Annotated in this window: 23 protein-coding genes and 1 riboswitch; of the genes, 2 read left to right on the forward strand and 21 right to left on the reverse strand. The window is 28.9% G+C overall.

The window, feature by feature from the left end; translation table 4 throughout:
- Positions 1-11 precede the first annotated feature (11 nt).
- The 6 genes from E7Y35_RS02905 to E7Y35_RS02930 form a co-directional block, all read right to left on the reverse strand.
- Positions 12-1,688 (reverse strand): phospho-sugar mutase, encoded by a 1,677-nt coding sequence (locus tag E7Y35_RS02905; protein WP_283272855.1) that lies wholly within the window; start codon positions 1,686-1,688, stop codon positions 12-14.
- A gap of 132 nt (positions 1,689-1,820) precedes the next feature.
- Positions 1,821-2,480, reverse strand: a complete 660-nt coding sequence (gene phoU, locus E7Y35_RS02910; protein WP_283272856.1) for a phosphate signaling complex protein PhoU — start codon at positions 2,478-2,480, stop codon at positions 1,821-1,823.
- 20 nt (positions 2,481-2,500) lie between these two features.
- Positions 2,501-3,310 carry a phosphate ABC transporter ATP-binding protein PstB gene (gene pstB, locus E7Y35_RS02915; protein WP_283272857.1) on the reverse strand — a complete coding sequence of 270 codons (810 nt, stop codon included), beginning with the start codon at positions 3,308-3,310 and terminating at the stop codon, positions 2,501-2,503.
- The gene (gene pstA / locus E7Y35_RS02920) at positions 3,310-5,412 is read right to left on the reverse strand and encodes a phosphate ABC transporter permease PstA (protein ID WP_283272858.1); all 2,103 of its coding nucleotides are present in this window, start codon (positions 5,410-5,412) and stop codon (positions 3,310-3,312) included. The genes pstB and pstA overlap by 1 nt, the downstream gene beginning before the upstream one ends.
- 2 nt (positions 5,413-5,414) lie before the next feature.
- Positions 5,415-6,737 carry a phosphate ABC transporter substrate-binding protein gene (gene ptsS / locus E7Y35_RS02925; protein WP_283272859.1) on the reverse strand — a complete coding sequence of 441 codons (1,323 nt, stop codon included), beginning with the start codon at positions 6,735-6,737 and terminating at the stop codon, positions 5,415-5,417.
- 93 nt (positions 6,738-6,830) lie between these two features.
- Positions 6,831-9,785, reverse strand: coding sequence for a chromosome segregation protein SMC (locus tag E7Y35_RS02930; protein WP_283272860.1), 2,955 nt, complete (start codon positions 9,783-9,785; stop codon positions 6,831-6,833).
- 261 nt (positions 9,786-10,046) lie between these two features.
- Here E7Y35_RS02930 and E7Y35_RS02935 point away from each other — a divergent pair, with 261 nt between their 5' ends.
- A complete protein-coding gene (locus E7Y35_RS02935) occupies positions 10,047-10,874 on the forward strand; it encodes a S1 family peptidase (RefSeq protein WP_283272861.1) in 828 nt (275 codons plus the stop codon).
- Positions 10,875-10,942: 68 nt separating this feature from the next.
- Here E7Y35_RS02935 and E7Y35_RS02940 read toward each other — a convergent pair whose 3' ends face one another.
- The 14 genes from E7Y35_RS02940 to rpsP all read right to left on the reverse strand — a co-directional run bounded on the left by E7Y35_RS02940 (position 10,943) and on the right by rpsP (position 21,566).
- Positions 10,943-12,427: a uracil-xanthine permease family protein gene (locus E7Y35_RS02940; protein WP_283272862.1), complete on the reverse strand. Its 1,485-nt coding sequence runs from the start codon at positions 12,425-12,427 to the stop codon at positions 10,943-10,945.
- A gap of 601 nt (positions 12,428-13,028) precedes the next feature.
- Entirely contained in the window at positions 13,029-13,190 is a 162-nt protein-coding gene (locus E7Y35_RS02945; RefSeq protein ID WP_283272863.1) for a hypothetical protein, read from the reverse strand.
- Position 13,191: 1 nt separating this feature from the next.
- Positions 13,192-13,377, reverse strand: coding sequence for a hypothetical protein (locus E7Y35_RS02950; protein WP_283272864.1), 186 nt, complete (start codon positions 13,375-13,377; stop codon positions 13,192-13,194).
- 348 nt (positions 13,378-13,725) lie between these two features.
- The gene (gene guaA, locus E7Y35_RS02955) at positions 13,726-15,264 is read right to left on the reverse strand and encodes a glutamine-hydrolyzing GMP synthase (RefSeq protein WP_283272865.1); all 1,539 of its coding nucleotides are present in this window, start codon (positions 15,262-15,264) and stop codon (positions 13,726-13,728) included.
- Positions 15,265-15,789 carry a hypoxanthine phosphoribosyltransferase gene (hpt, locus tag E7Y35_RS02960; protein WP_283272866.1) on the reverse strand — a complete coding sequence of 175 codons (525 nt, stop codon included), beginning with the start codon at positions 15,787-15,789 and terminating at the stop codon, positions 15,265-15,267.
- A 108-nt stretch (positions 15,790-15,897) separates the two neighbouring features.
- Positions 15,898-15,995, reverse strand: a riboswitch (purine riboswitch).
- 192 nt (positions 15,996-16,187) lie between these two features.
- On the reverse strand, positions 16,188-16,838 hold the full coding sequence (locus tag E7Y35_RS02965) for a DNA-processing protein DprA (protein WP_283272867.1): 651 nt from the start codon (positions 16,836-16,838) through the stop codon (positions 16,188-16,190).
- A gap of 59 nt (positions 16,839-16,897) precedes the next feature.
- Positions 16,898-17,521, reverse strand: coding sequence for a ribonuclease HII (gene rnhB / locus E7Y35_RS02970; protein ID WP_283272868.1), 624 nt, complete (start codon positions 17,519-17,521; stop codon positions 16,898-16,900).
- A 3-nt stretch (positions 17,522-17,524) separates the two neighbouring features.
- The gene (gene ylqF / locus E7Y35_RS02975) at positions 17,525-18,403 is read right to left on the reverse strand and encodes a ribosome biogenesis GTPase YlqF (RefSeq protein ID WP_283272869.1); all 879 of its coding nucleotides are present in this window, start codon (positions 18,401-18,403) and stop codon (positions 17,525-17,527) included.
- A gap of 53 nt (positions 18,404-18,456) precedes the next feature.
- Entirely contained in the window at positions 18,457-19,305 is an 849-nt protein-coding gene (locus E7Y35_RS02980) for a putative GTPase (protein WP_283272871.1), read from the reverse strand.
- Positions 19,306-19,370: 65 nt separating this feature from the next.
- The gene (gene rplS, locus E7Y35_RS02985; protein WP_349306599.1) at positions 19,371-19,727 is read right to left on the reverse strand and encodes a 50S ribosomal protein L19; all 357 of its coding nucleotides are present in this window, start codon (positions 19,725-19,727) and stop codon (positions 19,371-19,373) included.
- A 50-nt stretch (positions 19,728-19,777) separates the two neighbouring features.
- Positions 19,778-20,503: a tRNA (guanosine(37)-N1)-methyltransferase TrmD gene (trmD, locus tag E7Y35_RS02990; protein WP_283272872.1), complete on the reverse strand. Its 726-nt coding sequence runs from the start codon at positions 20,501-20,503 to the stop codon at positions 19,778-19,780.
- A complete protein-coding gene (gene rimM, locus E7Y35_RS02995) occupies positions 20,504-20,995 on the reverse strand; it encodes a ribosome maturation factor RimM (RefSeq protein ID WP_283272873.1) in 492 nt (163 codons plus the stop codon).
- A complete protein-coding gene (locus E7Y35_RS03000) occupies positions 20,996-21,247 on the reverse strand; it encodes a hypothetical protein (RefSeq protein WP_283272875.1) in 252 nt (83 codons plus the stop codon).
- Positions 21,248-21,275: 28 nt separating this feature from the next.
- Positions 21,276-21,566 carry a 30S ribosomal protein S16 gene (rpsP, locus tag E7Y35_RS03005; RefSeq protein ID WP_502957510.1) on the reverse strand — a complete coding sequence of 97 codons (291 nt, stop codon included), beginning with the start codon at positions 21,564-21,566 and terminating at the stop codon, positions 21,276-21,278.
- A 164-nt stretch (positions 21,567-21,730) separates the two neighbouring features.
- Between rpsP and E7Y35_RS03010 the strand changes: the two genes are divergently transcribed.
- Positions 21,731-21,976, forward strand: coding sequence for a hypothetical protein (locus tag E7Y35_RS03010; protein ID WP_283272877.1), 246 nt, complete (start codon positions 21,731-21,733; stop codon positions 21,974-21,976).
- Between the two features lie 113 nt (positions 21,977-22,089).
- Here E7Y35_RS03010 and E7Y35_RS03015 read toward each other — a convergent pair whose 3' ends face one another.
- Positions 22,090-23,931, reverse strand: coding sequence for a hypothetical protein (locus E7Y35_RS03015; RefSeq protein ID WP_283272878.1), 1,842 nt, complete (start codon positions 23,929-23,931; stop codon positions 22,090-22,092).
- Positions 23,932-24,366 lie beyond the last annotated feature (435 nt).

Below are 24,366 nucleotides of genomic sequence, written 5' to 3' on the forward strand. Positions count from 1 at the left end.
TTAGCACACTTTTAAGCATTTAAATAATTAGTTTCTAATTCTTGGTACATTGCTTTCATTTTGGCTTTTGCTTGATCATTTGATTTATCCACACAAACAAAATAAAACTTAATTTTAGGTTCTGTCCCGCTTGCCCGAACAGCAAATCAGCTACCATCTTCAAAATAAAACTTTAATAAATCTTGTCCTGGCATATCATATAGTCCCTCAAGGTAATCTTCTTTTTTAATACACTTGATTCCATTTAAACTAGGAATTGCTTCTTGTCGTAATTTTTGTAACATATTTTTAATAATAATTTTCCCATCAACACTATCACGAATTAAATTAACGGTATTACAATAAAAATACCCAAATTTATCATATTGTTCAACTAAAATATCATATAGTGTTTTTCCTTGTTGGTGGTAATATCAACAAGCTTCAGCCAATACTAATGATGATTGAATCCCATCTTTATCACGGGTAATATCTTTTAAAACATATCCATATGCTTCTTCAAATCCAAATAAAAACTGAATTCCATTTGCAGACGCCTTACTCATTTGATCACCAATTCATTTAAAGCCAGTTAGTGTTTTAATGACTTTAACACCATAACTTTCAGCAACTTTATCTGATAAATTACCTGTTACAAAAGTATTGTATAAAACCCCATTTGTTGGTAATGTTTTGTTCTTTTTATAATGTGAAAATAAATATTCAATTAAAACCGGAGCAGTTTCATTTCCTGTCATCAAGTAGTATTCCTTATCCGCTGTTTTAACACCAATCCCCAAACGATCAGCATCGGGGTCATTCAAAATAATAACATCCGCATCAACCTTTTTGGCATATTTTAATGCTAAATCATAACACTCAGTTAATTCTGGATTTGGATTAGGAGCAAAAGTAAAGTCAGGATCATTTGCAAATTGTTCTTCGACAATAATAACTTTATACCCACATTCTTGTAAAATTCGTGGGGTTCAATCTTTACTTGTTCCATGTAGATTAGAAAAGACAATTTTAATATCACGTTGTTGATTTGGATAAAACTGCATTGCTTTAACATCAGTAATATAATTTTCTTCAATTGTTAATGGAACATAAGTTATCAAAGTTGGATTTGGTTTTAATGTTAAATTAAAAACTTCCTCTTTAATTTTTAAATAATTTGCCCCAATAATATCTGTTGCCACAGGCAAAAATTGACAACCATTATGATCATAAATTTTATAACCATTATACTCACGAGAATTATGACTAGCAGTAATAATAACTCCTGCAGTAGCACCCATTTTCCGAATAGTATATGATACCATTGGTGTTGGTCGTAAGTCATTATTATGAAATAAAATTGCTTTAATATTATTAGTAGCAAAAATATCTGCTACTTCTTGTGCAAACGCAGTGGAAAAATGGCGATTATCATGGCCAATGACAACACCTTTTGTTTTTAAATCTGTTTCTGAATAAATTATCTTTAAATATTGCATAAATGCTAAAGTTGCTCTTCTAATTGTATATAAATTCATTTTTCCCGTCCCAGGACCAAGCAATCCCCGCAAACCAGCTGTTCCAAATTCTAAATCATTAGAAAAAGCAGCAATTAATTCGGGTTCAGACATTTGCTGAAATTCAGCCGCTAATGTTCGATCTAAGTTTTTAGCCTTTTTCCATAAATTTAAATTATCTAAATATGACATATCAATTCTCCTTTAAAATTAACCCTTTTAACAATTTTATTTTATAATATTTATAACAAATTACTAGTAAATCAGCCCTTATTTTTAATAATATTATAAGCAAAAAAAATAATCTTCATAAAGAAGATTATTTTAAATTGGTAATTCAAAGTCATAGATTTTTCCTTCAATAATATAAATTAAAGTTTCCGCAATATTAATAATATGACTCCCTGCTCGTTCAATTGAACGTAATTGTTGCATTGTTAGAGTAATAACTTTAATTTCTTCCTTTGTTTTTGCTTCCCGAATTTTTTCAATTAATGCATCATTTTCAATTTTATATAGTTTATCTAATTCTGTATCATATTTTAAAATATTATATGCTGATTCAATTCGTTCTTCTTCAAAAATATTTGATACTTCAGTTAACATCTCAATAACTTTGGCAACTAATTTTTTTAAAAAATTAATTAATTTAGTTGAGGGTTTATATTTAATGTAGTAACGACAAATCCCTTTTGCATAGTCAGCAATCCGTTCAACTTCTTTAACAATTAATATAAAACCAACTGCTCGTCGTAAGTCTTTTGCCACCATTTGTTGTTTGGCAATTTTTCATAATGAAACTTCAATGAAAGCTTCTTGCATTTTATTAATTGTTTCATCTGATGAAATCACACTTTGACCAAGTTCAATATCATTTTCTTCAAGACACTTAACCATATCATCATATTGATTTTTTGTCATCGCAATCATATCAATAATCATTTGTTTTGTTTGGGCTAGATCATTTTCAATTTTAACACTCATCATTTCTCTCCTTTCTGTTGTTATTCAAAACGACCAGTAATATAATCTTCAGTTTTTTTATTAGCTGGACGTGAAAAAATAATCTTAGTTTTATTATATTCAATTAATTTTCCTTTTGCAAAAAAAGCAGTATAATCAGCAACGCGTGCTGCTTGTTGCATATGGTGTGTTACTAAAATAATCGTAAAATCTTTTTTTAACTGTGTAATTAATTCTTCAATCTTTGATGTTGAAATTGGGTCCAAAGCACTTGTTGGTTCATCCATTAATAAAATTTTTGGTTTCATTGCAATGGCACGAGCAATACATAACCGTTGTTGTTGTCCTCCCGATAAAGCAAAAGCAGAATCTCTTAAATTATCTTTCACTTCGTCTCACAATGCTGCTCGTTTTAAACTTTCAACAACAATACTATTAACTAGTTTTCGATCACGAATCCCCTGGTTTCGTGGTCCATAAGCAACATTATCATAAATTGACATTGGAAATGGTGATGGTTTTTGAAAAACCATACCAATATCAGTACGTAATTTAACAATATCTGTTTCAGGACTATAAATATTTTTTCCATTAATCAGAATTTCACCTTTAACAACTGATTTAGGCTCAACATCATTCATCCTGTTAAATAATCGTAATAATGTTGATTTTCCCGATCCAGATGAACCAATAAAAGAAGTTACCGTATTTTCTTTAATTTTCATTGAAATATTAAAAAGTGCTTGTTTATTTCCTTTATAGAAAAAATCAACATTTTTTACTTCAATTAAATCTGGATTATTATCTGATGAATCAAATGTTGGATTATTAATAATTACTTTTGGATCCATTATTTCTCTCCTTTCTTATCGTTTTTTTCTTCTTTTGCTGTTCGTTTTTTCTTTGATACAAATTTTTTTCAAAAATTATTAAAATTTTCTTTTTGATGAAGATAGTTATCTCTTGAAAAGAAAAACTTCAAACTAGTAATTCGCATTTTTCACTTCTGCTTAAATCCAATTTTAACATAATTTGGGGCAAATTTTTTCCCTAAAATATGGGCAAAACTATTTGATAACCAAATTAACACCATAATTGCAAAGGCTAATTCAAACATAATCCGCATAGCATCAGCTGTTACACCTTCTTTTGATAACATTAAAATTTGCGTTGTCATACTTGCTCCTGGTGACATAAAGCCAGCAATTGGCAACCGCACGGCCGTTCCTAATGTTAAATAAACTGGTGCTGATTCACCAATTACGCGACCAATTGCTAAAATAATTGCTGTTACAATTCCAGGCATTGCATTTGGTAACACAACTTTTAAAGTTGTTGCTGTTTTATTTGCTCCTAAAGCCAGCGAGGCATTTCGCATTGAATCTTCAACCCCCGCTAACGCTTCTTCAATACTACGAATCATAATTGGTAGAATAACAATTGTCAAAGTCAATCCAGACGCTAAAACTGATAATGGCAATCGTAAAACACCAATAAAGAAGGCCAAACCAAATGTTCCATAAATAATACTTGGTGTTGATGATAAAACATCAATCGCAAAACGAACTGCTTTAGCAAAAATACTACTTTGACGAGCATATTCATTTAAATAAATTGCCACCATCAACCCTAATGGCACAGCAAAAATCATTGAACAAATAACTAGTAATAAAGTAACTAAAAAGGTTGAAAGAATTCCAGCACCGCCATCAAATGTTGAAGTAGAAATTAAGTCTCGTCAAACCATGCCAAATAACCCTTTTCAAATAATAGTGATTAAAATAATCAAGGTAAAAGATACGACGATCACTGTTGATGAAATTAGAAAAAACATTCCCAAGCCGTCTTTAATTTTTTTAATTCCTCGGGTTTTTTCAATCCGTTCATAAAATAATTTATTAATTTTATTACCATTATATGATTTACTTAAACGCAAACTTTTTGTTGTTTTACGAGTATGATAATTTCGTTTACGTTTATTAAACGCTTGTGATGAAATAATGAAAATGTTAATAATACAGACAATTACAAATAAGACCAACCCAATTGCGTATAGGGCTGATTCATGCATTGGCCCAGAATTTTCTAACATTTCTAATCCAATTGTTGAAGCCAAGGTTGCAATTGCTGAGAAAATAAAATTAAAAAAACCATTCCCAATTTTTAATCCATCTGGTGCATTTCCAGCAATCATCATAACGGCCATTGTTTCTCCAATAATCCGAGCAACCCCCATCATAATGGCAGTAATAATTTTAAACCATGCTGATCGTAAAACAATGCGATAAGTAGTATGTGTTTTGCTTAAACCTAATGCTAATGATCCAAAACGATATGAATCGGGAACATTTTCTAATGCATTTATTGATAAAGAAATCATAATTGGTAATCCCATAAATGCTAAAGTAATTGATGTTACCAATAAGTTTGATGTGGATGGTGCTCCCATTAACATAAACAATGGTCCTAAAATGGCTAAAGCAAATAACCCAAAAACAACCGACGGAATTCCGGCAAGCAATTGGATAATTCCTATTACCCGGCGTTTAAGCGTTGAACTTAGATACTCTGAAATATATAATGAAGAAAAAATTGTTAACGGAATTGCAAAAAGTAAAGCAATTAACAAGACAAAAAAGGTTGCAATAACAATTCGCCAAATTCCAAATTGATTATTATTGGCATTTCAGGTTTGACCCGATAAAAATCCTCAAAAACCACCTGGATAATGTTGAAAAAAATAAATTGATTTATAAATAATAAATCCAACTAGTGTTAATAAAATTAAGATTGTTAAAATCGCAAAACTATAGATAATAATTTTAGAACCAAAATCAGTTAACTGTTTTCGACCACGAAAATTATTGGCAAAACGAATGCGTCACATTCGCATTTTTTCCCCCATTGGTTTTTTATCAGCTGTCACAACTTCTTTAACATCTTTATTTGCCATTGTTAGTTCTCCAATCCTTTATACTCATAACCAGGAAACGCTTGATATTGACCAGGAAATTTTTGTAAAATAGTATCTCAAATGCTACTATAATCTGCTCTAAAATTTCATGGAACTTTTTCATCAGCTGTTGCTTTGCCACTTTTGGCAAAAGTTGTATTATTATTATATTTTCGAAAGAAAATATCATCAAACGTTAACGGTTCTTCGCCCTCTTCAATATACCAATATGCTGCATCATGAACACTTAATTTAAAATTTGAATCATAATAAGGATTATCGGTACCATCACTCAGATATTTTTTTGTTTTTGCATATGGCAGAGGATCTAACATTCAAGCAATAAAAGCCAATGCTTTATCAAATTGTGAACCACGATAATTAACAATTCCCGTAAATGGTCGGGTTAAAGAATATGCTGGGTTAAACTCTAAATTATTTTCAACAACTCGGTATGGTAATTCGGGGGTAGTTATATTTTTTCCAATTACACCGGCAATTGATTTTGCGCCTAACCGATTATCATCAATAATTGTTTTAAGATATGAAAATGAAATAAAACCAATTGATCCTGGTGTAGTTGAAACAGCCTGATACATCGCTCCGTTTGATGCTGCAACTTGATTAGTTTCATAATTTTTCGTTCCAATTACAGCTGATTCAAAAAAGTCTCTTGTTCCACTTCCCGCTTCTCGAGTTAAAGTATAAAATTTATTATTACCGCCACTACCAACTAATTGTGAACCAAAAGCCTGTTGTCATGTAAAATTAGGATCAGTGTAAATTCGTTTAATTAATGCCGTTCCTTCTCCACCATAAAAACTTTTAAAATATAATGACTGTTGATTAGGGTTAATTTCAGAACCAGTTGGTAAATGATAAAACAAAACAATATAATCACGAGCAAACACAAAACGAGAAGTTTGATAATCGTCTCATAATTGTTGGGCATTAGCACGATTATCACCTTGAGTTGGAGTTGACTTAACATCTTTTGATAAAAAACCAAAAGCATAACTTCCATTTTTAACACCAACTAAAGCAGCTGCACTTCCTAATGAATTATATAAGATGTCTTCTTTTTTATCACGTTTATATTGTTCAGTAATATTTGCCATTACTTGTGCAACAGAAGTACTTCCCCCCGCGACAATAACATTACTTGCAGAAGCAACTGTCCAAATGACAATTGATATTACTAACACTAAAACAAAACCAATTAAAGTAATCATTTTATGGTTGCTAATCTCTCCTACTAAAGTTTTAAAGAAATTTTTCTTTTCTTTCTTTTTTGAAACAGCTTTAGTAGATTCGTTTGGCTTCATCTGTTAAGTTTCCTCCCGCTGTAATATGTCTTTTAACTTTTCTAATTTGTTCACATTAATTGTATCAAATAAAATAAAAAATCATAAAATATCTTATGCTTTTTTATTTTCAAACTCTTTAATCATTTCTTCTGCTTGTTGTAATTTAATTCCTACAATCTTAGTTACCCCTTTTTGTTGCATTGTGGCACCATATAGAACATCACAATTTTCCATTGTTCCCACGCGATGAGTAACAACAATAAACTGTGTTGTTTCAACAAATGTACGAATGTATTTAGCAAAACGTTCAACATTTGCTGGATCTAATGGTGCTTCTGCTTCATCTAAAATAACTAACGGAATTGGACGAACTTTTAAAATTGCAAATAAAACTGATAACGCAACTAATGATTTTTCACCACCAGATAACAAATTCAAATTAGTAATATTTTTCCCAGGTGGTGATACTTTAATATCAACACCAGTTTCTAATAAATTTTCTGGTTCAGTATAAATAATTTTTGCCGAACCACCCCCAAACAAAACTTCAAAGGTTGATGGTAAATTTTTATTAACTGCCTTAATCGTGTTATCAAATTGTTCTTCCATAATAACATCCATCTCATCAATTGATTTTAATAAATTTTTAACAGAATCATGTAAATCATTATACTCATTATTCATAAACTGGAAGCGTTCGTACTCTTCTTTATATTCATCAATTGCTTCTAAATTAACACTACCAATTTGGGCCAAATCACTTCGTAATTGCTTAATTTCATCACGAATAAAATCTTCATTATCAATTACTTTTAACTCCAATGTTTTAGCATGATCATATGTCATTTGATACTCTTCAGTTAATCGTGTCAAATTTTGTTGAATTTTAACATTAATAATTGATAAATCAGTATTGATTTTACTAATTTGTTCTTGTAAGGCTGAAATATAATAACGTTTTTCAGAAATATAATTATTTAGGTCATTAATGTTAAGTGATTGTTTATCTTTTAAACTGCGAGCAACATTTAATTGTTGCTCTAATTTTGTTTTTAAAAACTCTTTTTGTTTAATTTTATCAACAATATTTAAAACCTCTTGATTCTCTTCTAATTTTGTTTCGTCAATATTTTTTGCTGTTAAAAGATGATATTCACTTTGCAATTTCAACTGATCATGGTTAATAATTTCAATTTGACGTTTTGCTGCTCCAATTGAAGCCTGGTTTTCAGCAATAATTTCATTAACTTCATCCAATTGATGACGAATTATACTTAATTGTTTTGTAATTTCTTGCTGTTCATTAGCCTTAAGAACCAATTGCCCATTAATTTCATTAATTTCTTTTTCTGGATTTGCAATTGTCATTTTAGCACGCCGTGTTCCACCCGATACAGCACCCTGTGGGCGAATTACTTCGCCATCTAAAGTAACAATATTATAACGATATTTTGTTAATTTTCCAACTTCTTGTGCACTATCAAAATCATTGCAAATAATATATCGACTTAATAAATAGTCAATTGCAATGCGATATTCTTTGCTTGTTTTAACTAAATTATTTCCCAATCCCAAATATCCGGGTACTGACTTAATGACGAATTCTTCATCACTGCTCAAATAACGCGGTGAAATAACATCTAATGGAATAAAAGTTGCTCGCCCAGCTCGGTTTTGTTTTAAATATAAAATTGCTCGTTTTGCACTATCAACATTTTTAACTAAAATATCTTGTAACCGTCCTGTTAAAGCTGTCACAATTGCTTGTTCATATTTATCATCAACATTAATTACTTCTTGTACTAACCCAATAATTCCTGGCAAGACGTTCTTATTATTAATAATGTTTTTAACTCCTTCATGTAAGTTATCCTGATTTTCAAACTTATGTTGTGCTCGTTCTAAGTCACTTTCTAAACGAACAATTGTTTTATTAATTGCCCCCAAATCTTCATTTAATTTCGCTTGGGTTGTATTAAAAGTATTACGTTGAGTTCGATATTCCAGTTGTTGTTTCTCCAAAGTCTCTAGTTTTTCTTGCTCATTTTGAAGATTAATAATTAATTCATTATAATCACTAAGCATATTAGTAATCGTAATATCATTATTTGACATTTTTAAAGCAACTTCTTTATTATCTAATTCAATTTTATGCACTTTCAAATCACTAATTTCTGAAACTAAACTTTGAAACTCTTTACTTAAAACACTGATTTTTGTATCTAAATTAAAATTTTCTTTATTTAATTCATTATATTCAATTTCTTTATTCTTTAATTCACGATCAGCGTCTTGTTTAGTACTTGTAACTGTTTTTTGTTGCTCACGTAATTCAAGTAATTTATCATTAAAAAAAGTAATATCTTTAACTAAAACTGCTAATTCAATTTCATTTAATTTGTCTTTTAAAGTAGTATATTTTAAAGCTTTTTCACTTTGTCGTTTTAGACTTGGTAATTTTCGTTCAATTTCATTTAAAATATCTTTTAAACGAGCTAAATTTTCATTTGAACGTTCTAATTTTTTTAATGATTCTAATTTACGACGCTTATATTTTGCAACTCCGGCCGCTTCTTCAAATAAAGCACGACGATCCAAAGGTTTTGCTTCTGCAAAAGCATTAATGTTTCCTTGCGAAATAATAGCTAACGACGATTTAGTTAAGCCACTATCCATCGCAAAATCTTGAATATCTTTTAAACGAACACGTTGTTTATTAATAAAATATTCATTTTCTCCTGTTCCACGAAAAACACGACGAACAATTTCAATTTCATCATAATCCAACGCAAAAATACGTTTTGTATTATCAAAAGTCAATTTAACTTCTGCCATATTTAAAGCTGATTTTGTCTCAGAACCATTGAAAATAACATCCTCACTATTATTTCCACGAAGTGATTTAATTGATTGTTCACCTAGGCATCAACGAATTGCATCACTAATATTTGATTTTCCACTCCCATTAGGACCAACAATTCCAATCATTTCATGGTCAAAATTAACAGTTAATGGGTCAGCAAATGACTTAAATCCAAAAGCCTCCAGTTTTTTCAAAAATAGCACTAATTTTCACTTCCTTAAAATCTAACCTAATAACAAACCGAATTATTCCTTATTAATTATTCTATAAAAGTCACTTATTTGCAACTAAATTTTTTAAAATCATTCATAAAAAAAGAAAAACACGGAAATAATTTTCGTAATAAAAAAATATAAAACAACTTTTTTGCACATTGTTAAGAATATAATAAAACCGGTTATAAAATAATTGAGAACTAACCACCCTCATCCTAGAACCAATAATTTAAGAAAGAAGATGGAACTATGAAAAAAACACTGGTTCTTTTTACTAGTCTAGCAATGGCTAGTACAAGTGCAATTAGCACAATTGTTATTAATAATAAAAATAGTAATGTTGAAGTTACAAATGGTGTTGATGTTACCAATGGTGAATTTCCATGATATGGTCTAATAAGTAACAAAGGTGCCCCAATTACCACCACCGGTTCTGGTGGCGGAGTATTAATTGCACCAAATTGGGTTTTAACAGCAGCACATGTTGCCAGTGATTTCCAATTTGCTCAATTAACAATGCAAATTACTTTTGGTGTTTATGACAAAATAACACCTTATCAACCAGAAACAGTATATGCTAACAAATATTTTGTCTATGGTGGTACTCATTATGATATGATAAAAGATATTGCCTTAGTTAAATTAGATCATCCCATCACAGATATTGCGCCAATTCAAATTGCTAATAAAACACAAATCCCCCAAGCAGGAGAAAACACAATTGTAACTGGTTTTGGTATTAGTGGTGTTGATTCCCAGGGGCAACCAGTTTGGCCAACTCACATGAAAAAGGCGTTGATGCCAATTCAAGACCCAGCAATTGCCAAAGATCCAAAATATCAAGTTTCTAATTTTGATCAAAACTATGATTTCCTAGGTGGAACAATTACTGGTAAAAGAATAAGCTCCGCTCTTGGTGATAGTGGTGGTCCTGTCATTCAAAAAATTGATAACCACTGAGTAACAGAAGGAATTGTTAGTCATGGTGTTTATGATTGAACAACACCATTACCAACTGTTTTTACTGCTGTTGGTGCTTTTAATGATTGAATCCAAAATATTATCAAAAATAATTAAATTAAACACTAATATTCTAAAAACATATTAAAAAAAGCAATTTCTATTGCTTTTTTGCTTTTATTAACTTAGTCATTTTTCTTATCAGTTTTTTGCTTTTGCTTTACCTTTTGTTTTTGCTTTGTTTTGTCATTTTTTGTTATTGAATGTTCTTTTTTCTTCTTCATAATTAACTTTATTTTTTCTCATCATAAGAACCCATTATTTTGGTGATCAGGTAAAAGTAAATTTAAGAAAATGCCAACAAAAGCTGCTAAGGCAACACCCGTAAATTGTAAATTACCACTACCGATATTAAAGTTAAAAATGGCACCACCTAATCCCAAAACTAGCATAATTGCGGTAACAAAAACATTTTTCATATTTGTATAATCAATCCGATTATTAATTAAAACCCGAATTCCATTAGTAGCAATTAACCCAAACATAATCATACTAATACCGCCCATTACTGGCCCTGGTAACATTTGTACCAACTGGTTAACAGGGGCAATAAAAGATAATACTATCGCAAACAGTGCTGCTAAACCAGTTACTCACACTGAAGCAATTCTGGTCATTCCAACAACTGATGCATTTTCACCATAAGTTGTGTTTGCTGGCCCACCTATTAGTCCATCAAAAATAATTGAAACTCCATCCGCAACTAATGTTCGATGCATTCCAGGGTCTTTAACAAAATTCTTACCTGTCATTTGCCCCATACTAATATGATCACCAATATGTTCAGCAATTGCAATAATTGCTAAGGGACTAATTGCTAAAATTGCGGGTCCAATGTTACTTGCTTTTAAATCTCAAATTTTTTTAAAAGATGGATACCATTGTCATTGGCTTGGATCAACAATTTTTGATGTGTCTAAAATATGATATTGAGTTCCAATTGCAAAATGCAAAATAACACACAGTAAATAACCCATAACAACACCAATAATAACTGGTACCACTTTTGCAAACCCCTTACATTTTAAAGCAATAATTGCTGTTACTAAAAACGTGAAAACTGCAATCCCAATGCCAATTCAGTGTGAATAACTTTCTTTTCAAGCTGCTGGATTAAATCCGGCATTATTAATGGCACTCGGAGCAACTGACATTCCAATAATAATAATTAATGGTCCAACAATAACTGCTGGTAATAAACGTTCTAAAAATTTATTGCCAATAAAATATACTAAAATCCCAAACGTAATGTAAATAACTCCGACCATCATAACAGCAATAAAAATTGCATTTCCATAAAGGGGATAACAAACCCCCATTGCTCCCATATAGGCAAACGAACTTCCTAAATACATTGGAACTTTTGCTGCAGTAATGGCAATGTAAATTAAGGTTCCAACCCCTGAACAAAATAAAGCCATTGAAATATTCATAACTTCAACACCCGCTGTTTGATTAATAATTAATGGCACTAACACCGTTGAACCAAACATTGCGAAAACATGTTGTAAGGATAAAATTGACCATTGCAAAATACTTTTTGGTCGTTCATGAGGTGCTAATAATAATTTAATATTATTATCAATGCTTGGAACTTGTTCTCTTTCCATTTTTTCTTTCTCCTTTCATTCTTAAAATTGCATAAAAAAACTAGTTTGTAAAGATTACCAACTAGTAAATAGCATTATTAATTTGCATTATATTTTTATTTTGTAGAATATTAAAGATATCAAAAAGAATTAATTTATTTTTTTGCAAAAAAATTTTAAATTCTTGTAGCATCTTAATTTGCATTTTATACCTCAACATTCTTAACATAAATGATATCATTTTTAAAATAATTTGCAAATAATTTACACTTTCTTAATTACATTATAATCCAATAAAATAATGAAAAATGAGAGGATAACCCTCTCACTTTTTACTGTTTTAATTCTTTATATTACATTAAAAATTAATGAAATTAACAAACCAATACCTTATGCTGAATAATCTTGAAAAATGACAGTATTAATATAGCTTGTTATACGAAGCAGATGAATGGTACTTCGAATCGTTCCATTAATAATATGTTCAATTTCAACAGTATACTCATTACCTGATGGTTTAACAAGATTTATTGTAACTTTAATTTCAATTTTGCTAAGGCGATATCCGTTAGGATCAGAATCGCTCCCATTTTCGACTTGATTAGTTATATGTAAATACTAGTTATTTGGTAGTAGACTTATCCAAGTCTTTTAAAATAGTTACTTCGCGATATTCTTTTCTATTAATTCCATCATTAATTGCAAAAAAGTCTTTTAGATGAACCTTATTTATTAGTCTTATAGGATTATCTGGAACAGAAGTATTAATGCTTTGGGCGTCCATGCTACCAACCTATTGCTGGATTTAACTGCACTCCAGCTGTTGAATGAAAGTTATCATCCTTAGTCGGATAATTAGTATATAAAATACTTTCATTTTTATTTATATGATATAAACTGCTAAACATAGTGCTAGGGATAGTACTCCCAACAATTGTTAAACTACTTAAAATACTTATTAAATTTTTCATTATTTTTTCCTTCTTTCATTTTAGTTTTATTTAAAATTTAAAAGTCAAAATAATGGTAGTATATATTGTTTCTGAAATAAAATCAAATACTATGCATATAAAAAATTAAGCAAAAGCATAACTCTATAATAAAATTTAGTATTGTTAATAATTTGCATAAATTTTCACTTCAATTCCAATTAATTTGCAATATAAACATTAATACTAAATTATTGTTATTTAACTTGGAGATTATTTCAAAAACTTCCTTATCTTTAATTATAATACAAAATAGATTACATTATTATTTTTTCTTAATATTCTTTCTACTAACATTCTCTACTGTTTTATAAAACAATGTTGTAGTTTCTACTCTCATTCAATTGTTGCTGGGGGCTTTGAAGTAATATCGTAAGTTACACGATTAATACCATGAACTTCACTAACAATTCGTGATGAAACTTTTTCTAATAGTTCAAACGGTAGTCGCGATCAATTTGCTGTCATAAAATCAGTTGTATCAACACTACGAACAACGGCAGTATAACCATATGTTCGCACATCACCCATTACTCCAACTGATTGAACTGGCAATAAAACAACAAAAGCTTGCGCAACTTGATTGTATAAATTAAAATTATATAATTCATCAATAAAAATTTGATCAGCTGCTTGTAATAATGCTATTTTGTCAGATGTAATTTCACCAATAATGCGGACCGCTAAACCTGGTCCCGGGAAAGGATGCTTATAAACAAATTTGGGCGCAATGCCTAATGCTTCACCAGTTTTACGAACTTCATCCTTAAATAATTCACGTAATGGTTCAATTAATTGAAAAGGTAAGTCTTTTGGCAAACCCCCGACATTATGATGTGATTTAATTGTTGCAGAAGGTCCTTTTACCGAGACTGATTCAATCACATCGGGGTAAATAGTACCTTGCCCTAATCATTTAACATTTTTAATTTTTTGGGCTTCTTCATTAAAAATTTCAATAAACAAGTTTCCAATAATTTTTCGTTTTTGTTCTGGATTAGTAACACCCGCCAAAGCTGTTAAAAATCTTTCTTTAGCATCAATTCTGAGAATGTTCAACCCAAATTGTTTTTGAAATTTTTGTAAATCATTTCAACCACTATCTTGACGTAATAACCCAGTGTCAACAAAAATACAGGTTAGTTGCTGAGCAATTGCTCGATGTAATAAAACAGCACAAACACTAGAATCAACCCCTCCCGATAATGCTAGGACAACATTATCAGCTCCAACTTTTGTTTTAATTTCCGTTGTTGCAGCAGCAATAAATTCGGAAATCTTTCAATCAGGAGCACATTTACAAATATTCAAAACAAAATTTTTTAATAACTGTTGGCCAATTAACGTATGTGTTACTTCGGGATGAAATTGCAAACCATAAATTTTTTTAGTTGCATGTTTAATTGCACTAATTGAATTTTCACTATGCGCAATTTGAACAAAATTTAATGGCATCACTTCAATATGATCAGCATGACTCATTCATACTTGTGATTTAACTGGTATATTAGCAAATAAATCATGTTGATCATCAACAACTAATTCTGAAAAACCAAATTCTTGTTTTGCTGCTCGTTGAACTTTCCCGCCAGATAAATGACTAATTAATTGCATCCCATAACAAATTCCTAAAATTGGTAAGTCTAATTGCAATAATGCTGAATCAATTAAAAAAGCATCTTCTGCATAAACTGAAGCAGGACCACCAGACAAAATAATTCCTTTCATTGGTGTTGCTTTAATTTTTTCTAATGGTGTATTGTATGGCCACACCTCACAATATACTTCTAAATCACGAATTCGTCGCGCAATTAATTGGGTGTATTGTGACCCAAAATCTAAGATAATAATTTTATTTTCTGTTTTCATTTATTCACCTCTAAATATATATACATCAGGTAATTGACGATATTGATCATCATAGTCAAACCCATAACCAACCACAAATTCATTTGGGAGAGTAAATAAGGCATCATAAGAATATTTAAATTCAGGATGCATATCGATTTTATCTGCTAAACAAACCACTCGTAAACTATTTGGTTTTTTTGCTTGTAGTTTTTCAATCACAACTGATAAGGTTTGACCAGTATCAATTAAGTCTTCAATAAGCAACACATCTTGGCCTGTAATATCTTTTGAAATATCTTTATGAATAATAATATTGTTGGTAGAAGTTGTTTTTTGATAACTTGAAACACTCATTGTATCAACAACAATATAGTTGGTAAGTTGTTTTAATAAATCACTCATAAAAAATAGTGCACCATTCATTAAACCAACACAATATAATTTTTTCCCAGCATATAAGGTATTAATTTTTTCAGCATAAGTTTTAATTGCTTGCTGAATTTTAACTTCCGAAAGATATAATTCTAGTTTATCCACTTGCACAATTAATAATCTCCTTTACAAAAATAAAAAAAATAAAAGCATAAACTACTATAAATAAACTCTAAATAGGTTATGCAAATTATTTTTGTTAAATTAATAAAATAAAACAAAAGAACCTTCATGACCTATAGTATCTTAATAACGGTAAGATGTAGAAACATTAGTCCATAACACTAACATATATAAGCATTTTATTTTTTATCACACAACAACTATAACTTATTCTTGCTAGTAATGCAACACAATTCTAAAATTATGTCTCATTCTTCATATTTATTAATTTTGTTAAAGTAAACTTACTCTCATAAATCTTTGTCACTTGAAAAAATATCATTAGCCTTTCCAACCAACAATTCCTCATTTTTAATAAAACTCTTGTTTTTATTAGCAACTGTCATTTATTCAGGAAAACAAAAGACTTCTTTACCATCATGATTTGCCAATGTGACGAGACGATGTGTATCATCATCAGGAGTTGTTTGAACAATAATAACACCATCCATTAAACCAGACATAATTCGATAGAGTTCATACTTTGTTTTCTTTAAATTATTTTGATATGATTCAGAAATAGCAATTTGAAATTTAACATGGGGGTATTTTTTACAAATATAATAATAATCTTGTCATTTTTTAATTATTAAAATACTATTCCCCGAACCAAGATTTTCGATTACACACTCATTAATGCCCTTTTCGAACATAACAATTAAAGTTAGTTTCCGTCTAATAATTTTTTTTGTTAACATTTTAGTAATTAACAGTTCTGTTTCATCTGGTTTTGTTGTTCCACAAATTGCTAACTTATGAGTCTTATTATTAAATATTGTTAAATCACCATCATAAAATAACACAAAAGGTGGCCGATAAATATTGCAAAGTGTTTTTGGATAATCCTGATCAATGATTGTGATATACTGACAAGTGATTTTGGATTCAATATCAACCAAATCTTCATAAGCAATTTTTTCTTTTGTCTCTAAGGCTTGATAAATTTTAAGTCAATTCCCATCATATTTTAATGCAAAAAAAAGTAAAACTCGACGCATCTTGCTTCCTTTCTATTAACATAAAGAATATAACACGAAGAATTTTACTTTCTTAATTTTTATTTATCATTAACATTATTTTTTAAAATAAGGTCTCGAACCGGCCGGTAAGTTTTTCGATGAATAACTGTGATTCCATATTTTTGCAAGGCACATAAATGTTTTTTAGTCCCATAACCTTTATTATTTTTAAAATCATATTGTGGATATGTCTGATCATATTCTAGCATTAAATTATCCCGAGTTACTTTTGCCAATATTGAAGCTGCCGCAATTGACTGAGAAAGATTATCACCATCAATAATTGCTTGATGATGATAAGATGCTGCTAGTTTTTCAGCATCAGTTAAAATCAAATCTGGCTTAACTGTTAACTTATCAATTGCGTTTTGCATTCCAATAATACTTGCTTGTTTTGGATTAAGTGTTTCAACCATTGTAACAGAAATTATTTCAATCGTATAACTAATAGCAACATTCATAATTTCTGTTGCTAACATTGTGCGTTGCTTTACAGTTAACTTTTTACTATCTTTAATTGCCGGATTAAAATAATCAACTGGTAAAATAACAGCACTGACAACTAATGGTCCTGCTAAACAGCCCCGACCAGCTTCATCTGTTCCTGCCATTATTGTTGTAACTGGATATGTTGTTAAAATCTTTTGTTCAAAACTATTCATAATTTATGCCTCCTTTTGCGGAGGAAATTCAAATGAAACTAATCCAAATTCATTATTTCATAATTTATTTAAAAAATCAGTTACAATGTTTGTCACATTATCTTCATCAACTTTATGAAAACGATGTTGTTGCATTTTTAACAATAAATGAAACAATTCAACTTCGTTAGTCACATCAAACTGGTCAGTCGGTAATAAGTGATATTGTTTTGCTAATAATGAAAAGTAATGTTGATACATCCATTTAATTGCTGCTAAACAAATTTCCTCTTTTGGTAAAATGTCTTCCTTAATTGCACGCGTAAATGCTAAATTAAGAGCAACCTGGGGTTGCTCAATTTTTGGTCATAAAATCCCGGGTGTATCAACTAAATCAATTTGTTCATTTAATTTTAGTCATTGTTGGCCTTTTGTTACCCCCGGTTTATTTCCAACTCGGGCCGAATTACGTTTTACCAAGGCATTAATAAAAGTTGATTTTCCGACGTTAGGAATTCCTGTTACTAATACTTTTAACTTTGGTGTTTTAATTCCGCGTGCTTTATCACGTGTAATTTTAGGAGTTAAAACAGCATAGATCTTTTCAACAATGATTTTATTAATTTTAGTATGTTTACTATCTAATGGTAAAACAGCAATTTGTTGTTGATCATAATAATTAAGCCATGCTTTGATTATGATTGGATCAGCTAAATCTTGTTTATTTAAAATAATTAGTTTTGGTTTTAAACCTCGTAATTTATCAATTAAAGGATTAGCAGAAGAAAAAGGAATCCGACTATCCACAATTTCAATAACCAAGTCAATTAATTTGCTTTGTTCGTCAATTTGTTTAATTGCCTTTGCCATATGGCCAGGAAACCAATGAATATTTGTTGGCATTTTCTTTTCTTCCCTTCTTAATGTGCTCCTTTAAAAATAGGATTCTAAAACAATTATTTAAAATAATCCTCAACTCATTCTAATGAAATCCCTGGAATTTTTTTTCCGTTTTGAAGATCTGTCAAAAAATCAGCACAAAGTAATAAATTATCAGTTGTTTCACCTTCTGGTAATGATACATTAGCTGACTTTAATTTAATAAATTCTTTTACAAGCTCATCAACTGATGATTTTAATTGAACATGCACACTATATGCTGTTTCTAATTTTTCTTGATATTTTGTTAACAATAATTTAAAGGCTTTAATGGCCACAACTTCTGTGTTATCCTCGATATTAAAAAATCCTAAAATTTGGGTATTCCAATAAACACTTGGTGTATTAAAATTAACACCAGTAATTGGCGCTGTGTCAATAAATTCAACATTATTATAACGATGAACTTTTTCACGACCAAATAATGCTAGTCTTGCTTTTTCAAAGGTTTCACTATTATTAAATAGTTTTTCCAATAAAATTTCTTTATTACTATGTGGTAAACTAATGATTAATATTTTTTTATCAACATAATCTTTTAAAAAAGCATTAAACCCTTTTAAGCACTGTTGATATTCTTCTTCACTTTGTTGATCAGGACTTAATAGCATTTGACAATAAATTCCTTGCTCATGATAATATTGCAATCATTTTTTTGTTTGTTCCACATCAGCTTTCTGCGTATTTGAAAAAAGAATAATTCTTTTTGCCTGTTTTAATTTCGCATAATTTAAAAGATTAGCACCAGAGTACGCAATTCTTGCATCAACAACTTCAATAATAACTTCTGCTGTTTCTGCTAGTTTATAAACTCTTTTATTATTTTTAATAAATTCACTTGGAATTACAAATGTATTATCACACATAATTGTGTTTCCTCCTTGTTTTATAATTTAGTAGAAATTAAAAAGACTTTAACAGTCTTTTTAATTTATTTAGTTTTAATAATTTCCTTAATCCGTGCCGCTTTACCAACACGATTGCGCATATAGTAAATACGAGCACGACGAACACGTCCATATTTTACAACTTCAATTTTATCAATTAAAGGTGAATGTAGCGGGAAATTTCTTTCAACTCCTGCACCATTACTAATCTTACGAATGGTTACTGATTTGGCAATAGCACTACCTTGTAATTTAATTACTACTCCTTCAAAAACTTGGATTCTAAATTTATTTCCTTCCTGAATTTTATAGTGAACCTTGATAGTATCTCCTGAAGAAAACTCAGGTAAGTCAGTACGAAGTTGATCTTTTGTAACTTCTGTTGTTAAACGCATATTCATAACTATTCTTCCTTTCTACTGGTTAATAAACCAATTTTATTTTAATAATTTTATTTTTTGTTTTTAATTTTTGTTAATAAGACTTTTTGTTGTGGTGTTAAAGTTATTTTTGATAATAAATCTGGTCGTTTTAATCAAGTTTTTTTTAACGCCTCATATTCTCGTCATTGGGCAATATTTTGATGATGGCCACTTAACAAAACCTCAGGAACAAGATGACCATCGTATGCAACTGGTTTTGTATAAACAGGATAATCTAAAAGATTATTTGTAAAAGAATCATTAAGATGTGACTGTACATTAATAACATCATTGCATAATCTTGCCACACTATCAATCACAATCATACTCGCTAATTCTCCACCTGTTAAAACATAATCACCAATTGATAATTCATAATCAACATAATATAAAATTCTTTCGTCAAAACCTTCATAATGACCACAAATTAAAATTAAATCCTGCTCTTGTTTTGCTAATTGTTGAGCTTGTTGCTGATTATATTGTTTTCCCTGGGGTGATAATAAAATAGTAATACTATTTTTGGTTTGGTGGGCTTTAATTGCCTTCACTAATGGCTCAATCATTAAGACCATGCCTTCACCACCACCATATTGGTAATCATCCACTTGTTGATGTTTACCAATACTATAGTCCCGAAGATTAACAATATTAATTGTAATTAATTTTTTTGCTAAAGCTTTTTTAATAATTGATGTTGTTAAAAAATCATTAAACATTTCTGGAAATAAAGTCAATACTGTAAACTGTTTCATTTAAATCACCTTTTTTAAAATTATTTTTTGTTGAGACAAATCAATTTGTTCAATGTATTCATCAACATATGGAATCATCATTTTTGTTTCATCAGTTTTTTTAATTTCAAAAACAACATGTGCTTTTGTTTCAAATTGATGCAATAATGTTCCAATTACAACATTTTGATAAAAAACTTTAAAATTAGTTAAATCTTCTTGACTAATAATTGTTGCTAATTCCAAATCCGCCTTTTGGCATAACAAATAACATTCTTTAAAACCTAGCACTTCATTAATATTATTAAATTCTTTAAATTTAAGAATATAACTTTGATTAGCAAGTGTAATTTTAATTAATGTTACTGGTTGATAAAGCAATGGCAACTTTAAAAACATTAACTTATTAACTAACTGTTTTACATCCTTGATGTTAATTAATAAGGTTGCCTTAACTTCCCCTTTAATTCCATGCGGTTTATTAATTCTAAAAATTTTTAATAAATCTTCCATTTAAAAAACCTCAAATTTAATATTAACTTTATGCTGATCAACTTGTCCTCTAATGTTTAATAATGCTCGCAAACTATTGGCAATTAAACCTGATTTACCAACAACATACCCAAAAACTTCTTCACTACACATTACTAATAAATCAATTTCACCTGTTTTTGTTTCTGGCAACTGTCGAATCTCATAATATAGTTCGTTATTGTCTTGAGAAATTAACGGCTCAATTAAATTTTTAAATTCTGTAATATACATTGTCAACTGTTAAAATTTTAAATTATAACTATTTTTTTGTGCTTTTTCTGGGTTTTGAAGCTTGTCGTTCATTATGTAATTTAGTCATTAAACCTTCTTTACTTAATAAATTACGGACTGTATCAGTTGGCTGTGCTCCTGTTGATAATCACTTGTAAGCAATATCTTGATCAATTTTCACATCCCCATTAAGAGGATTATATGTTCCAATTAATTCAATATATTCCCCATCACGTTTGACACGAGCATCTGTTGCAACAATTCGATAAAATGCTGCCTTCTTTTTACCTGTTCTTTTTAAACGTAATTTTACCATCAATCTTTTCCTTTCTAATTTTTTTTCCTGTTAAACTATGAAACTTAACATCTTATGTATCATACCTTAAATAAAAAAAAGAGTCAAGTTTTTTAACTTAACACTGTGTAAAAACCATACACATTTAAGACCACCTAAATCTTTAAAATTAAATTAGGAGGTTTAAAATGATAGCAAGTATTATTACAGAAAACGAGTTATATAAATTACATCGTAGTTTTAAAAAATGATATAGGCAAGTTACAGCAACTAAGGAAACAAATTATATTTATAATAATTTATCGAATTATTTTAATTTATGTCATAAATATTATCTTAAAACCTATTCATTAAATCAGTTAATTAAATTATTTTATAGAGGGAAACAAACATTTTACAATTGATCAAACAAAATTATAAAACTTATAATTTAACAAATAAAAAAGATTTATTTTTTTAATAAATCCATACTTTGTTACTTACCCGCAAATTGGAGCAAATTATTTAGTTTTTAATTACATATTAAATATTACAACAAAAGACAGTTTTAAAAATTAACACTTTTTCAACAAGCACTCATTGAAGCAAAATATAAATTACCAGCTTTATCAATTGTAAAGTCCATAGGAGATAAACCAGAAGTGGCAAGGTTAATATTATTGTTTTTATGAACTGAACCATAAACTGTAATATAATAAATATTATTATTTTGATCTACTTTAAGAACTTCAATCTCTCCATGACTTGGAGTTGAAGTTACATTCTTAAATGTGCCTTCATTAAAAGCACATTTATAAACTATGTTTCCTGCTACATAAACATCTCCCGCAGAATTAATAAAAATTGCATCAACCAGTCCTTTTATTTCACTTACTATTAAAAAATTATTACCATTATCTGAAGACTTATATAAACCACTATTTGTAGTAACAAAAATTATTCCCCTTTGATCTTCTTGTAATTTATTAATAATTATTCCTTCTAATTCTGTTATTTTTTGAAGATTACTCATAGTTTTATTTCATTTTGACAAACCAATCTTTGTTTTATCATATCTAGATTTATTAACAAAATATACAGTACCATCATTAGTAACAAGAACTTGACTAATTTCTCCAAACATTGTAAAACCAGTTTCTGGAACAGTTGTTAAAGTATTTTTTTCGTCATCATATTGATAAAGTTTCTCTTCTTTGTCTTTGATATATATTCTTTTATTATTATTTGAAAGATAAATATCATTTACTTCTAGATTTGAACTAGCACCAACATTAATAAAATTATTGCCATTATCTGAAGATTTATATAATCCACTTTCTGTTCCAATATAAATAGTTCCATTAGATGTTATTTTTAAATCAAAAACTTTATAATTATTTTTAAAAACAGCTTCAAAATTAGATCCATCCGCTAACAACTTATATACTTTATAATCATTAGAAATTAAATATATTGCTCCATCTCCTGCATTTATAAAACTATGCATAGGAACAAACTCAGTTGGCATTGCTTCAATATTTGTAATTGTAAAATTAACTGTAACATCATTAAAATAAAAAATATTATCAATAGGAGTTATTACAGCTGAACCAACAAAATTATTAACTTTAACATTTATAACTTTAACTTTATTTATCATTAAATTTGTGTTATTTGTTTTTAATACATTAGAAATTTTAGTGCCATCAGGTTCTAACGCGGTGCCAATATAAATCTCACCTAGATTTCTATTAGTAATAATTGAATTAAGATCAACTTTAACTGGTGCCAATTGAACATTTTTGACTGTCACTGCTACTTCTTTTGTATTTGTTAAATAATTTCGATCAATTAATGTAATATTAACAAGATTATCACCAACATTTAAAACATCATTTGGGTTTTTAAATTCAAATTTAACCTTAATATCATTAATAATATTTTTTAATAAATTTGAAATTTCATCATTTTTTTGTCCTGAAAATAAACTTTTCCCATTAATAGAAGTTAAATTTGCTGCAATTGAGTCTAAATCTACTTGCGTTGGTTTTGGTTGAATATTGTTAATTTTTATTGTAACATTTGCTAAAAAATTTGATGTTAAATCTGTTTGTCAAATTTTAACATTTATATTTGATGTTCCAACAACATAAATTGGTGTTTGTTCATAACTAATATTAACTTTTTCTGGTAAAAAAGTATAAATTAATTCTAACGCTTCATCATTAATTGAATCATTTAAAAATAAAGTAGTCCCATCAATAGTTTTGATTTTATTTGCTACTTCTGTTAAATTAATTTTTTTAATAGGGTCTTTTGGTCAGTCAATGTTTGGAGCAGTACAAGCAATAGCACTAATTGAAGTACTAGATAATCCTACAACTCCTAATATACTTAATAATTTTTTCATAATTTGTTTCTCCAAATTTTTCGAATTTTATTTATAAACTCATTTTAATTATATCAAAATTTTATCTTATATTTTATTTTTTTGATGATTTCTTATTTCTTCATCAATTATTGTAAACTAATTTCAACATCATTTTTAATAAAATTTTTAAATCTTTGGTTATATTCTGAACAAAAAAAAAAAAAAAAAAAAAAGTTTGTGAAACTAGAAGCAAACAACTTTTTACAAAAGAAATTACCTAGTAATTTTTGAAGAAAACTTGCCAAAGGCAAGTTTTTACAATGACACACCTTTCTCTCAGAAGTTAAATTTTTATCTAATTGATTTATTTGTTTCTCTAAAGTAATTATTTTATTTTTTATTTCATTAATGCTGATAATATTGTTATTTTCATCTAACTCCGAATTATCTAAATAATCTTTTAAATTATCTTTT

It is taken from the genome of Spiroplasma sp. SV19, assembly GCF_030060925.1.
Lineage (GTDB): Bacteria > Bacillota_I > Bacilli_A > Mycoplasmatales > Mycoplasmataceae > Spiroplasma.